Source organism: Micromonospora sp. LZ34 (assembly GCF_052981855.1).
Map to the genome: position 1 here is coordinate 14,604 of NZ_JBRIQN010000062.1, position 12,664 is coordinate 27,267.

A 12,664-nucleotide genomic window follows, 5' to 3' on the forward strand; every position below is an offset into this window, starting at 1 on the left:
CTCACTCGTGTGTTTCGCTGGCCAGCCGGGCCGCCCCGACCACGACCGCGTCGGCACCCAGGGCGGCCTGCCGCAGGGGCACGTCGGCCCAGCCCGCGGGCAGTTCGGCCGAATAGCTCGCCGCGGCGGCGGGGAGCAGGGCGCCGGCCGCACCGCCGGCGACCAGGACCGCCTGGGGATCGAGCAGGGCAACCAGCCCGGCCAGGGCGGCGCCGAGGGCGGCGCCGGCCCGGTCCAGGACCTCCCGCGCGGCGACGTCCCCGGCGGCCGCCCGCTCCGCGACGGCCCGCCCGGTGAGCCGGGTGCCGGTCGCCACGGCGTACGCGGCGGCCACGCCGGTGCCCGAGGCGATCGCCTCCAGGTGCCCGTACCGGCCGCACCCGCAGCGCAGCCGTTCGGCGCCCGGGGCCGGCAGGTGCGCGACCTCGCCGGCAGCACCGCGGGCACCGGCCTCGACCCGGCCGTTCCGGACGATCGCCGCGCCCAGCCCGGTGCCGACGGCGATCAGCAGCACGTCGCGGCAGCCCCGCGCGGCACCGACCCAGCATTCGCCCAGCGCGGCGGCGTTCACGTCGTTGGTGACCCGGACGGGTCGACCCAGCCGCCCGGACAGGGCGTCGACGACCGGGGTGTTGGTCCAGCCGGGCAGGCTGTCGGTGGCGTACCGGATCGTGCCCGTCGCCGGGTCGACCGTGCCGGCGGTGCCGATTCCGACCGGACCAGGACCGGCGGCGTCGAGGAGGTCCGCGGCCAGCCGCGCGGCGGTGTCCAGGACGGCCGCCGGCCCGGACCGGGCGGGGGTGGGCGTCTGGCGGCGCTCGAGCACGCCTCCGTCCGGTCCGACCAACGCCGCGGCGGTCTTCGTACCGCCGATGTCGACGCCGACCACGGCTTCGCTCATCCCTTCAGGCCGGTGTGTGCGAGGCCCTCGACGAACTGCTTCTGTGCGATGACGAAGACCACCAGCACCGGCAGCGCGGTCATCGAGGCCGCGGCGAGCTGGACGTCCCACATCGGGCCGCCGTAGGCGTCGACGAACTGGGTGAGTGCCTGCGGCAGGGTGAACTTCTCCGGCGAGGAGAGGAACACGATCGGTTCCAGATAGAGGTTCCAGCTGTGCAGGAAGGTGAAGATGGCGACCGCGCCCAGTGCGGGCCGCGACAGTGGCAGGGCGATCTTCCAGAAGGTGGCGAAACGGCCGAGCCCGTCGACCCGGGCCGCCTCCTCCAGTTCGCCGGGGAGGCTGATGAAGAACTGCCGCATGATGAAGGTCGCCAGCACGCTCGGCGCGCCGAGGATCGGCACCAGGACCAGCGGCCAGTGGGTGTTGACCAGGCCGAGTTTGAAGAACATCTGGAACAGCGGCACGATCGTCACCTCGCTCGGGATGAGCAGGCCGGCGAGGACGACCAGGAACAGCAGGTTCTGCCCGCGGAACCGGATCCGCGCGAAGGCGTACCCGGCCAGGGCCGACACGGCCAGCGTGCCGACGGTGACCACCAGGGCGATGTAGAGGCTGTTGAGGTACTGCCGGCCGAACGGCTGCAACTCGAACACCCGCTGGTATGCGTCGAGCCGCGGGTTGACCGGCAGCAGCTGCGGTGGGAAGGCGAAGATGTCCGCCACCGGCTTCAGCGACGAGGTGACCATCCACCAGGTCGGGAAGACGAACGGGATCGCCAGGACCAGCAGCACCCCGTAGAGCACCAGTTTGGTCCGCGGCGACAGGTCACGACTCATGGAAGACCCATCTCTTGCGCATCTGCCACTGCAGCACGGTGAGCGCGAGCACGATGACGAACAGCAGGATCGACAGCGTGGCGCCGTAGCCGAAGTGATGGAACTGGAAGGCCTGCTGGTAGAGGTAGTAGACGAGCACCGTGGTCGAGGTGCCCGGACCGCCCTGGGTGAGCACCGCGATCTGTGCGAAGACCTGGAGCGAGCCGACCACGGTGATGATCGAGGTGAGCAGGATCGTCGGACTGATCAGCGGTACGGTGATCCGCCAGAACTGGCGCATCCGGCTGGCCCCGTCCACCTCGGCGGCCTCGTACAGCTCGCCGGGCACGCCTTGGAGGGCGGCGAGGAACAGCACCATGTTCAGGCCGACGTTCTTGAAGACCTGCACGACGATGACGGACAGCATCGCGGTGCCCTCGCCGCGCAGCCAGTTCGGGCCGTCCACCCCGATCGTGTCGAGCAGGCCGTTGATGCCGCCGTTGTCCTGGAGCAGGAAACCCCACACGATGGTCCAGGCCACCAGCGACACGACGACGGGGGAGAAGAACAGGGTGCGGAACACGATCGTCCCGCGCAGCTTCTGGTGGAGCAGGACCGCCAGCAGCAACGCCAGGGCGAGGTTGAACACCACCAGGCCGACGGAGAACAGACCGGTGGCCCGCAGCACCGCCCCGAGGTTGGGGTCGTCCGCCAGGGCCGCGTAGTTGTCGGTGCCGACGAACTCGAACGTGCCGGCGAGCACGTTCCACTCGTGCAGGCTGTACCAGACGACGAGGATCAGCGGCAGGATCACGAACACCGCGCTGCCGATCAGTTGCGGCGCGATGAAGAGGTAACCGGCGAGGTGGTCGCGGCGGCGGCTGGTCCAGAACGGCCGCGCCGGGCCCAGGGCGGGCCGGGCCTCGACCGGCGCCGCCCTGGTGTCCGTCCGGGTCATGGGTTTCCTTACTTCGCCAGCAGCGGCTGGATCTTGGCGCAGACCCCGTCCAGGACGGCCTTGACGTCCGCGTCCGGCTTCCACAGCGGGTCCAGCCCGGCGCGGACCTGCTGGCTGATCTCGGCCTGGCCGGCGTGGCTCGGCTTGACGACGCCGTTGGTGATGCCGTCGATGACGACCTTCTGCAACTGCTCCGGCTTGAGCTTCGGGTTCGTCTTGGCCAGCGTCTCCGCGGTCAGCTGGGACTGGCGCGGCGGCGGGAAGAACTGGGCCAGCTTGGCCGAGTTGGTGGGGTTGGTCAGGAACGCGAGGAAATCGGCGGCGGCGTCGGCGTGCGGGCTCTTCTTCAACACCCCGATGCCGGCCTGCCCGACCACGGCGTACGGTCCCTTCGGCCCGGCCGGTAGGGGGACGAGGTCCCAGGCGAAGCCGCCGTCCTTCAGCAGGGAGGCGCGGGAGATCTGGGTGACCGTCATGGCGGCGTCACCGGCGAAGAAGTCCGCGGTCGTGCCCGGGCCGGGCAGCGCCTTCGTGGTGAAGATCGCCTTGTGCAGGGTGGTCATCGCGTCGACCATCTCCGGGCTGGCGAAGCCGCAGGACTTGCCGTCCTCACTCCACGCCTGCGCACCCCATCCCGTCCAGAAGGTGGACAGGTTGTCCCAGCCCTTGTAGTCGAAGTCGCGGATGACCAGACCGGCCTTGCCGGTGGCGGCCTGGGTGGCGCCGGCGGCGGCCAGTGCGGCGTCCCAGGTCCACTGCCCGGCGGTGATCAGCTCGGCCGGGGTCTTCTGACCGGCCTGCTTCAGCAGGTCGGTGTTGACGAAGACACCGAACGGCGAGGTGGAGAACGGGTACGCGTACAGCTTCCCGTCGTTCTGCCACAGCTTCAGCGTGGCCGGGGAGATGTCGTCGTACTGGTAGCCCTCGGCCTTCTTGAGGATGTCGTCGAGCGGCAGCAGCGCGCCCGAGGCGACGAAGTCGGGGGCGGAGTTCTCGAACACCCACGCCAGGTCGGGGGCGTTCCCGCCGGCGATCTGGGTGGTCAGCGTCGTGGTGTAGTTCTCGAACGGCAGCGGGTCGAACTTGATCTCGGCGACGTCGGGGTGGCTCTTGCGGTACTCGTCGGCGATCTCGTTGAACAGCTTCAGGTGCGCCTCGTTGGCCGACCAGACGGTCACCCGCAGGCTGGCCGGGCCCTTGTCCTCCGCCTCGCCGCCGCCGCAGGCGGACAGGGCGAGGGCGCCGGTCAGCGCCGCGGCGACAACGCGTAGACCCTTTCCTGTTCTCATATCCTTCTCCTAACCGGGGGTTTCAGTAGCCCGCGATCTGCGGCCAGCGCCGTTCGACGCCGGCGGCCGAGACACGGTCGGTGAATTCGGCCAGCAGGCGGGGGGTGCCGCGGACCGCGCGCGGGGACTCGCCCCGCGCCAGACAGAAGTCGGCGAGCAGACCGGCGACCTCGCCGACGTTCCACTCGACCGGGTGCAGCCGGTAGCTGCCGTTGGTGATGTGCGTGGTGCCGATGTTCTTTCCGGCCGGCAGCAGGTTCTCCACCCGCTGTGGGATCAGCGCGCCGAGCGGGATCTCGAAGGGGCAGGAGCCGACGTCGATGTAGTTGTCGCCGCCGGTCGACGGGTGCAGGTCGATGCGGTACATCCCCACACCGATCGAGTCGGGGTACTGGACGGCGCCGTGCTGGCCCCGTACGGCCAGCGAGAGGTCCTGCTCCACGACCGTGTACTCGGCCCGGATGCGGCGGGACTCCCGGATGTACGGCGCCTGTGCCAGACCGTCCCGGCTGCCGGTCACGTCCCCGCGCAGTCGTAGCCCGGGGAAGCCGGTGCCGCCGTCCGGCCGGGGTGCCTCCGTCTGCAGCCAGTACAGCACCGAGTACGACAGCTCCCGGGCCTTGGCCAGGTGCCACGACGCGTTCGGCACGTCGATGACCGGGCCCTCGAAGTAGTCGATCATCGGCCAGTTCACCAGCGTGATGTCGCTGCCGTACGACCCGTCGGTGAAGTTGCGCCGGGCGGCGATCCGTCGGAACGTCCACAGGTTGCCGTCGCCGGGGTTGAGGCGCTGGTCGGCGTTGACGCTCAACGGGTCGTCGTCCGGGTTGGGGGTGAAGCTGCGCTCGACGATCTCCAGCGTGCGGGGGTGCGGCGACCGCCAGGACAACAGCCGGTCGCCCCAGAAGTCGGGCTTGTAGTCCCGCCAGAAGTCATAGCCCGCCGGGCGGTCGATGGTGTGATCGCCGTCGACGTGGTCGATCGCGAAGCAGACCGAGGCGGCCTGCATGTTCATCGGCTGTGCCTCGGCGGGTGCGCTCGGTTCCCCGGTCTGTGCCTGCGACTCGAACCCGGTGACGTACTCGGTGCCGGTCAGCGGCAGCAGCTCACCGGTCTCGGTGGCGTCCAGGATGTACGGCGCGGTGACGTCGATCCGGTCGTCGCGGTCCCGGTGGGCCAGCGTGACGCCGGTGACCCGGTCCCCGTCGGTCTCCGCGGCGACCGGCCGGTACGGCTGGAGCACGGTCAACCGGCCGGCGCCGCGGTACGGGGCGAGCATCTGCTCGAGGACGGCGACGGCCACCCGGGGCTCGTGGCAGATCCGGCTCACCCAGCCGGCACCCGGGTTGAGGTCGGTCCAGGCGCGGGAGCGCTCGGTCAGCGGGTAGTAGCTGCGGTAGTAGTCGCGGATGCCGTTGCGCAGGGCCCGGTAGCTGGCGGTGGCGCCGAACTGCTCGATCCAGGAGTGCTCGTCCGGCGGGACGGCCTGGCTGGTCAGCTGCCCGCCGAGCCAGTCGAACTCCTCGGTCAGGATGACGGACCGGCCGGCTCGGGCCGCGGCGAGCGCGGCAGCCACGCCGCCCAGTCCGCCCCCGACGACGAGGACGTCCGCACGCATCTGTACCACTTGCTTCCTTCCAGTTGAGCGGCCGTCCCGCCTCAGCGGCGGCCGACCGCCGGATCAGGGGTGCCGAGGGTGTCGCCCTCGACGAGTTCGCAGGGGAGGAGTCGTTGCTGCACGCCGGCGGCGCTGCCGTCGATGACCCCCCGCAGCACCTCGACCGCCTGCCGGCCCATCTCCTCGCGGGGAATGCGGAACCCGGTGAAGGCGATGTCGGTGGGGACCGGCACCGTCGGGTCGCCGAGGGTGAGGATCGAGAGGCCACCCGGCACGGTCAGCCCGCGCCGCCGGGTGGCCGACTCGAGCGCCACGGCGGTGGCGAAGTCCTCCACGAGGGCGACGGTTGTCCCGTCGGCGAGCAGGTCGTCGAGAAGCGTGTCGGCGTCCCGGGCCGTCGCGGTCAACTGTCGGGCGCTCTCCGCGGCCGACGCGGAAGCGTCGAACCCGCGGCGGCGGTCCGCGGAGGACTCGGCGATGCCGCCCATGCTCAGGTAGGCGAGGCGTCGGTGGCCGCGGCGCAGCGCCAGCTCGACAAGCCGGCTCACCGCCGTGGCGTAGTCCGCGCCGACGTACGGCACCGGCCCGCCGGCGTCGTCACGGCGACCCACGGCGACGTACGGGTACCCGTCGCGGTTGAGCCGCTGCAGTTCCGCGCCGTCGATCTCGCGCCCGAGCAGGATGCACCCGTCGGCCAGGCGCAGCCGGTTGTCCTGGTGGAAGATGCGTCGCCGGCCCTCGACCACGGGTGCGCTGGTGAACAGCAGCAGGTCGCAGCCGACCCGCTCGGCGTACTCCTCGATGCCGAGCAGGAACGGGTGGAAGAAGTCCCGGCTGCCGCTGGGGAACGCGGGCTCGTACGTGAAGACACCGATGATCCGGTTGAACCGCGAGGCGAGTCGGCGGGCCACCGGGTCCGCGGCGTACCCGGTCTCGGCGATCGCCCGCAGCACCCGGTCGCGGGTCTCCGGAGCGATCCGGACCTCGGCGTCGGCCCGGTTGTTCAGCACCAGGGACACCGTCGCCTGACTGACACCCGCCAAGCGGGCGATGTCACGCTGGGTGACACGTCTGGAGGGTGTGGCCACGACGGGTCCTTCCGGTGCGGCTAATGCGTATTAGCACTCGGCGTTGGCAAGGAGCCTGGCCTGCGCTCCCGCCGGTGTCAAGAGGGTGATGCGAGATTTCGAGTAGATGAAGTCCCTGAAGTAATGCGCATTAGCGGGACGTGCGGGGTTCTCGACCGTCCGCTCCGCTGGGCCGGCGGGTGGTGGTCAAGCTGGTCGGTGCCACCTCTTGACAGCGCGCCGTTCGACCACGCAACATTCGAGAAACATAGATGCTAATACGTATTAGCACCGTGGGCCGGTCGGACGGTCGACGGTCGAGTCCTCGCGCACCCTTACTCGGCGTTACCGCCTGCTGATCGGCGAGCCGTGGGGGAGTGACCCTCCGCGGTCCCGGCCGCCGGCGTCGTGCGCTAAAGGACCGGCCTCGGCCATCCGATCACGACAGTCCAGCGTTCGACCGATCCGACCGAAGAGGAAGACGCATGACCAGAGCATCTGTCTCATCACCCCGCCGCGCCGTCACGGCGGCGGCCGGCGCCGGCCTGCTCGTTGCCGCCCTGGCTGGCGCCGCGCCGGCCACCGCCGACCCGGCTTTCGACTTCCCGCAGTTCACGTACGCGGGAACCGCCTTCGACAAGAGCACCCTCGGCTACAACCCGACGAACGAGTTCATCTTCCCGAGTGTCATCCGGGCCGCTGACTACTTTCCCAACCCGCTGGGTACCTACTACCTGTACTACGCCCCGCACGAGCGACCCGGCGGGATCGCCCTCGCGTACGCCGACTCGATCGACGGCCCCTGGACGGAGTACCAGGCCAACCCCCTGATCAGCAACACCTGGCTGCCGCACTATCCGACGGTCAGCCACGTGTCCTCTCCGCACGCGGTCTGGGTGGAGGGCGAGCGCAAGCTGTTCCTCTACTACCACGGCGAGAACTCGATCACCCGCTACGCCACCTCCGACGACGGCATCCACTTCAACTACGGCGGGACAGCGGTCACCCGGGACGAGACCACCGGTGGCGAGACCTCGTACGCCCGCGTGTTCGAGCAGTCCGTGCCGCGCCTGGGAACCCGCTATCTGATGGTCTTCATGGACAACCCCACGGCGGCGCCGCCCGGACCGACCGGCCCGGTGTCCCGCCGGATCCGCTGGGCGGTCTCCAACGACGCGCGGACCTGGGCCATCCAGCCCGAGCCGATCGTGACTCCGCAGGGCATCGAGGGTCCCAACGCCTCCGGACCGTTCTTCCTGCGCTGGAACGGCCGCAACCTGGTGATCTTCCATGCTGCCGACGGCAACATGCACGCCGTCGACGTGGGGGAGAACTTCGACCAGGAGATCCACCTGGGCATGGTGCATGACTCGATGAGCGCCGCACCCGACTTGGGCCGGTCAGCCGCACCGACGTTCTACTTCGACGGCCGCACCGTGCACATGTACTACGAGGCCGGAGGGCGGCTCACCGCGACGATCGGCCACGCGGTGGCCACGCTGTCCGAGCCGGTGCCGCAGCGGCAGCTGGACTGTTCCGTGGACCGGCCGGTCCTGTGGCCACCGAACCACGAACTGGTCGACGTGGCCGTGACCGTGGACCTGCGCGACGGCGTGCTCGGCCCGAACGCGTTCACTCTCACGAGCGTGACCGGCGGCGACGCCGCGGACGTCAGCGACTTCACCGCGGGCGCACCCGACACCGCCGGCAAGCTCCGGGCGGAACGGGCCGGCAACGGCGGGGACCGGGTCTACACGCTGACGTACGGCGGCCACGACGAGATCGGGCGGCCGGTCGGCTGCACCGTCACCGTGACGGTCCCGCACGACCACGGCGTGGAGTAGACCGACGTCGCGCGGCATGAGTCGTTCGGCGTCCCACCCTGTGCGGTACCGCACAGGGTGGGACGGTGTCCGGCTGCGTTCGGCTGTCGTTGCCGTACCGGGTGGCCACTGAACCGGACGCAGGAGCGCGGCGGGTACCGACAAATGGTCGGCCCGGCAGGTGCGCCAACACCGGATCTCCGGGCCCCTGACGGACACCGGAGCCCTTGCGAAAGCTACCTACCATGTGTGGCTATGACACGTCGAGCCGCCGCGGCCGGCATCTCTGCGGGAATACTCCTCTTACTGGGTTGCTCGGCTGGCGCGCGGACGGGAACCGAACCCGCCCCGGTGTCGACCGTCAGCGCTGACGCCGCCACTACGGCCAAGGCGATCGACCTGCTGCGGGCAGGTACGGAGTTCATCGATCAGACGAGCTTTCGCGTCGACGTCGACATCGCGAGTCAGGTCACGACGCTGTCGCACAGCGACAACGTCAACAAGCGCACCGACGCCACGCTTTCGGCGTTCGGTCGGGTCACCGAGATCCGGATGATCGACAATGAGGTCTACATGAAGACCGAACTGGACCTCCCGGGTGTCGGCCACGAATGGATGAGCCTCGACCCCGCCCGGGTGCCGTCAGATTTCGCCCTGAGCTTCGCCCCAGGCAAGAACGACCCCGGCGGCTCGGCCCGCCTCATCAATGCGATCGTCACCGCGCGAGCAGACGGCTCTCACATCACCGGGACGATCGACGTGACCCGGATCGGCACGGGCAACGGGATCAGCTTCCGCCCCGGTCCAGGTGTCACGTTGCCCGACAGCGCGCGCAGCCACGCGTTCCGTGCAACGCTGGATGCCGAGGGCCGGCTGATCAGTTTCTTGATCCCAGCCGCCAGCGGGCTGCCGAACGCGTCCCTGCGCTACAGCGACTTCGGTGCAGCTACCGACGTCACGCGACCGCGAGGAGCGGTCGCCGCCCCGGACGCCCTGTATCCCCAGCTTGGCCTGAGCGGCTGAGACCAGTTGGCAGGTTCGGCTCGTAGCTCAGGCCTGCATCCGCTCATGTCGTCGACCGCGCTTGCCGTGACAACCCGAGTGCGGGCGTGGAGCGACTCCGGTTGACTGTCCCGGTGGATCGTCAACAGCTCAGCAGCATCGCCCACTCGCACCACCCGATCGCGGCCCCGATCTTCGGTGTGAATGTCAACCGTCTCCTGCGCCGAGCGGACCGGCAACCGGCAGCTCGCGTCCTCGACCTCGGCTGCGGAGAGGGAGCCTGGGCGCTGCAGGCCCTCGCCCACTACCCCGACGGTCACGCGGACGGCGTAGACGTCAGCCCGTACGCCCTCGAACGCGCCGCCAACGCCGCCGCCGAACGCGGCCTCGCCGACCGGCTCACGCTGCACGAGCGCGACGCCCGGACGTACGTGCCTGACGGCGATTACGACCTGGTGCTGTGCGTCGGGTCGACACACGCGTTCGGCGGATTCGGCGGGACGCTGGAACTGGCCGGTCGGCATGTGAATGCCGACGGCATCCTGATCGTCGGTGAGGGGTTCTGGCAGGCCCCGCCGACTCCGGAGGCTCTCGAAGCGCTCAATGCGAAGCCTGAGGAATTCACCGACCTCGCCGGCCTTGCCGACGCCGCAGAGCAGGCCGGCTGGACGCCGGTGTACGCCCATGTCAGCGACGCCGCCGAGTGGGACGACTACGAATGGTCGTGGATCGGCTCGCTCACCGAGTGGGCGCTCGACAACCCCGGCCACCCGGACGCCGCCGAGGCACTCAACGTGGCACGGGAGCACCGCGACCAGTGGCTGCGCGGGTACCGCAACGTTCTGGGCTTCGTGACGCTGGTGCTACGCCGTATGTGATGACGTCGACACCTGCCCTTGCCAATCGCGCCCTGGTGTCGCTGATCACCGGGCGGGATCGCCGGTAGCCGCTGACCGGGCGCCTTCCACGCGGTGCGGCACGTCCCCGCCGATGAGGGAACCGTGCATCATCCGTTCATGAGCATGATCATGGAGTACGTGCGGTTGCGGCCGCACGAACTCACCGAGCTCCGTCGGCTCCTGGTCGAGGAGCCGGACCACGCCTATGAGTACGCCGGCGACCTGCGGATGGGCGACGAGGACGAGGAGCGGTCGTCCCGAGGTATGGATACCGACCGGGCGTGGGCGGGTCTGCAGTACCTGCTGGCGAAGCTGGACCCGCCCATCGACGTCATCGGCGGCGGCGAGCCGGTGACTGATGACGAGTGGGGCTACGACTCGCCGCGCCTGATTGCGCCGGCCGACGTGGCCGACGCGGCCCGATTCCTTGCCGCCGTGCCGTTCGCCTCACTCGCCCTGCACTATGCTCCCGCGGAGTTCATCGCTGCCGGCGTCTACCCGGTCATCTGGAGTCAGGACTGGGCGTTGTCGTATCTGGCGGACTACTACACACGACTGGCAACGTTTCTTGGCGCCGCCGCTGCCGACCACGAGCCGGTCTTGGTCTGGATGGGCTGACGGCTGTCATATCCGAGGGACGGCACCGAACGCCGCAAGTCTGCACGGTCTCGGTCGGCCTCGGCACCTCAGTCCTCGTCCGTGGCCAGGACCGCGACCACGACCCCACCGCCGGTGCCGATGACGAGGGCGTCGATGCCGTGTCGGGTTACAGGGTTCCATGCGCCCAGGTCGGTGTTCGTCCACCAGCGGGTGCCGTGACCCTGCAATGTGATCAGCGTCCGGAACAGGTCTTGGGCTTGTTTGCTGGGGTAGCGGCCTGGTGTGCCGTAAGCGAGCGTGCGGGCGGTCATGCCGACCAGCACGGTGACCGCAGCGTTCTGGTCCACCTCGTCCATGCGGGCGGACAGTTCCGCAGCGTCCTGTGGCGCCTGCGACGCTGTGGCGTACGTACTGCCGGAGCCGATGACGTCGCAGTCAGTCAGGAACGCGAAGGCCGTGGGGAAGGGGTCTTCGGTGTCGGCGAATCGGATCAGGGTCCAGAGATGTCCGTTGCCGTATGGCCCCGGCAGCCCGGCCAGCAACTGCCGGATCCGTGCCAGTCGTTCGGCGGAATCCACCGCTGGTCACCTTGTCTGCTCGACCGGCCGGAACTCGTGGACCACCTCGATGAGCCCGACGATGTGCCGGTTGAACTCGTCGAGGTCCTCAGCCGGCACCCACAGCTCGAGGATGTCGCGCCACCGACCTGCCGGACCGGGTAGCGGGCGGCGAAATCGCGGTCGACGTGGAACCGGGTGACGTAACCGACGCCGGAGGCGGGCACGTTCCAGTCCCGGGCGATCATGATGGCGTACTGCTCGTTGAGGACGGGGTAGAAGATCGGCTGGTCGGGCAACCGCGGCGGCCAGGCTGTCCAGCCGGAGGCGCGGACGAGGTCGAGCTCCTGCGGGCCGGTCGGCCGCCACAGGGTCATCGTCTCCGCCACCACCGCACCCCCTCTCCTCATTGTCGAGGCACGGTACCGGCAGTCCCGTAACAAGGGCCCGGGGTTTTCGGCTGGCCGTACTGTTCGGGAACGTCACGCTGTCAGTCGTTGACCCCTCCAGACGGCCCGTCGGATGCCGGTGCCGCCGGCGGCAACGGTCAGGAGATGGCAGCCTTCACCAGCTCGATGACCTTCTTCTCCACCGCGGTGCTCCACTTGTGGAGCGCATACGACACCGGCCACATGTCCCCGTCGTCGAGGTTGGCCGTGTCCTGGAAGCTCAGGGTCGAGTACCGGTAGTTGAACTTGCCCGCGTCCTGAAAGAAGACGACGATCTTGCCGTCCTCGTTCGCGTAGGCGGGCATCCCGTACCAGGTCTTTGGCGACAGCTCCGGGGCGGTAGCGGTCACCGCCACATGCACGCGCTCGGCGAGCGCACGATCCTCCGGCGCCATCTGCGCGATCCGGTCGATGACCGCCTGAAGTCCGTCGGCTTTCTTGGCGCCCTTCTTGCCCTCGGCGCGCAGCTCGGCGGCGCGCTCCTTCATCGCGGCACGCTCCTCGGCGCTGAAGCCGTCGGACTCGTTCATGGAATTCTTCGCGGTCATTCCCAGGCTGCCTTTCGTTCAAGGCTCGGCGTTTGCCGGCCAACTGAAGGAAGGCTAGTACGGCAGCCGCCATTGGCGGTCTGACCTCGCGGGATGCGGTGGGGGCGTGCGAAGTGGACGCAGCCGCCTGTCGAT

General features: G+C 69.6%; 12 protein-coding genes and 1 pseudogene. 4 read left to right on the forward strand and 9 right to left on the reverse strand.

Translation table 11 applies throughout. The features are described 5' to 3' along the window. Position 1: 1 nt before the first annotated feature. From ACVCAH_RS33750 to ACVCAH_RS33775, 6 genes are read right to left on the reverse strand one after another with little or no spacing between them, the layout of a single operon-like run. Positions 2-901: an ROK family protein gene (locus ACVCAH_RS33750; protein ID WP_447140291.1), complete on the reverse strand. Its 900-nt coding sequence runs from the start codon at positions 899-901 to the stop codon at positions 2-4. Continuing rightward, positions 898-1,740 (reverse strand): carbohydrate ABC transporter permease, encoded by an 843-nt coding sequence (locus tag ACVCAH_RS33755; protein WP_447140292.1) that lies wholly within the window; start codon positions 1,738-1,740, stop codon positions 898-900. Before ACVCAH_RS33755 ends, ACVCAH_RS33750 begins: the two co-directional genes overlap by 4 nt. Continuing rightward, positions 1,730-2,677, reverse strand: a complete 948-nt coding sequence (locus tag ACVCAH_RS33760; RefSeq protein ID WP_447140293.1) for a carbohydrate ABC transporter permease — start codon at positions 2,675-2,677, stop codon at positions 1,730-1,732. The genes ACVCAH_RS33755 and ACVCAH_RS33760 overlap by 11 nt, the downstream gene beginning before the upstream one ends. A gap of 8 nt (positions 2,678-2,685) precedes the next feature. Next, entirely contained in the window at positions 2,686-3,966 is a 1,281-nt protein-coding gene (locus tag ACVCAH_RS33765) for an ABC transporter substrate-binding protein (RefSeq protein ID WP_447140294.1), read from the reverse strand. Positions 3,967-3,988: 22 nt separating this feature from the next. Beyond that, positions 3,989-5,584: an FAD-dependent oxidoreductase gene (locus tag ACVCAH_RS33770; protein ID WP_447140295.1), complete on the reverse strand. Its 1,596-nt coding sequence runs from the start codon at positions 5,582-5,584 to the stop codon at positions 3,989-3,991. Positions 5,585-5,625: 41 nt separating this feature from the next. Beyond that, on the reverse strand, positions 5,626-6,672 hold the full coding sequence (locus ACVCAH_RS33775; protein WP_447140296.1) for a LacI family DNA-binding transcriptional regulator: 1,047 nt from the start codon (positions 6,670-6,672) through the stop codon (positions 5,626-5,628). A gap of 464 nt (positions 6,673-7,136) precedes the next feature. Here ACVCAH_RS33775 and ACVCAH_RS33780 point away from each other — a divergent pair, with 464 nt between their 5' ends. The 4 genes from ACVCAH_RS33780 (at position 7,137) to ACVCAH_RS33795 (ending at position 10,993) form a co-directional block, all read left to right on the forward strand. Further along, the gene (locus ACVCAH_RS33780; RefSeq protein ID WP_447140297.1) at positions 7,137-8,495 is read left to right on the forward strand and encodes a hypothetical protein; all 1,359 of its coding nucleotides are present in this window, start codon (positions 7,137-7,139) and stop codon (positions 8,493-8,495) included. Positions 8,496-8,825: 330 nt separating this feature from the next. After that, complete coding sequence (locus ACVCAH_RS33785; RefSeq protein WP_447140298.1) at positions 8,826-9,497, forward strand: hypothetical protein; 672 nt, start codon at positions 8,826-8,828, stop codon at positions 9,495-9,497. 113 nt (positions 9,498-9,610) lie between these two features. Then, positions 9,611-10,354, forward strand: coding sequence for an SAM-dependent methyltransferase (locus tag ACVCAH_RS33790; RefSeq protein ID WP_447140299.1), 744 nt, complete (start codon positions 9,611-9,613; stop codon positions 10,352-10,354). Between the two features lie 138 nt (positions 10,355-10,492). Next, a complete protein-coding gene (locus ACVCAH_RS33795) occupies positions 10,493-10,993 on the forward strand; it encodes a YfbM family protein (RefSeq protein ID WP_447140300.1) in 501 nt (166 codons plus the stop codon). Between the two features lie 68 nt (positions 10,994-11,061). On the opposite strand, the gene ACVCAH_RS33800 is transcribed toward ACVCAH_RS33795, so the two are convergent. The 3 genes and pseudogenes from ACVCAH_RS33800 to ACVCAH_RS33810 all read right to left on the reverse strand — a co-directional run bounded on the left by ACVCAH_RS33800 (position 11,062) and on the right by ACVCAH_RS33810 (position 12,529). Further along, the gene (locus ACVCAH_RS33800) at positions 11,062-11,553 is read right to left on the reverse strand and encodes a hypothetical protein (protein ID WP_447140301.1); all 492 of its coding nucleotides are present in this window, start codon (positions 11,551-11,553) and stop codon (positions 11,062-11,064) included. A 6-nt stretch (positions 11,554-11,559) separates the two neighbouring features. Further along, a pseudogene (locus ACVCAH_RS33805) lies at positions 11,560-11,921 on the reverse strand (ADP-ribosylation/crystallin J1). Between the two features lie 158 nt (positions 11,922-12,079). After that, positions 12,080-12,529, reverse strand: coding sequence for an iron chaperone (locus ACVCAH_RS33810; RefSeq protein ID WP_447140302.1), 450 nt, complete (start codon positions 12,527-12,529; stop codon positions 12,080-12,082). Positions 12,530-12,664 lie beyond the last annotated feature (135 nt).

Excerpts from the sequence above, each read along its gene's own strand:
- ACVCAH_RS33750 (WP_447140291.1), bottom strand. The coding sequence starts at position 901 with ATGAGCGAAGCCGTGGTCGGCGTCGACATCGGCGGTACGAAGACCGCC.
- ACVCAH_RS33755 (WP_447140292.1), bottom strand. The coding sequence starts at position 1,740 with ATGAGTCGTGACCTGTCGCCGCGGACCAAACTGGTGCTCTACGGGGTG.
- ACVCAH_RS33760 (WP_447140293.1), bottom strand. The coding sequence starts at position 2,677 with ATGACCCGGACGGACACCAGGGCGGCGCCGGTCGAGGCCCGGCCCGCC.
- ACVCAH_RS33765 (WP_447140294.1), bottom strand. The coding sequence starts at position 3,966 with ATGAGAACAGGAAAGGGTCTACGCGTTGTCGCCGCGGCGCTGACCGGC.
- ACVCAH_RS33770 (WP_447140295.1), bottom strand. The coding sequence starts at position 5,584 with ATGCGTGCGGACGTCCTCGTCGTCGGGGGCGGACTGGGCGGCGTGGCT.
- ACVCAH_RS33780 (WP_447140297.1), top strand. The coding sequence starts at position 7,137 with ATGACCAGAGCATCTGTCTCATCACCCCGCCGCGCCGTCACGGCGGCG.
- ACVCAH_RS33795 (WP_447140300.1), top strand. The coding sequence starts at position 10,493 with ATGAGCATGATCATGGAGTACGTGCGGTTGCGGCCGCACGAACTCACC.
- ACVCAH_RS33810 (WP_447140302.1), bottom strand. The coding sequence starts at position 12,529 with ATGACCGCGAAGAATTCCATGAACGAGTCCGACGGCTTCAGCGCCGAG.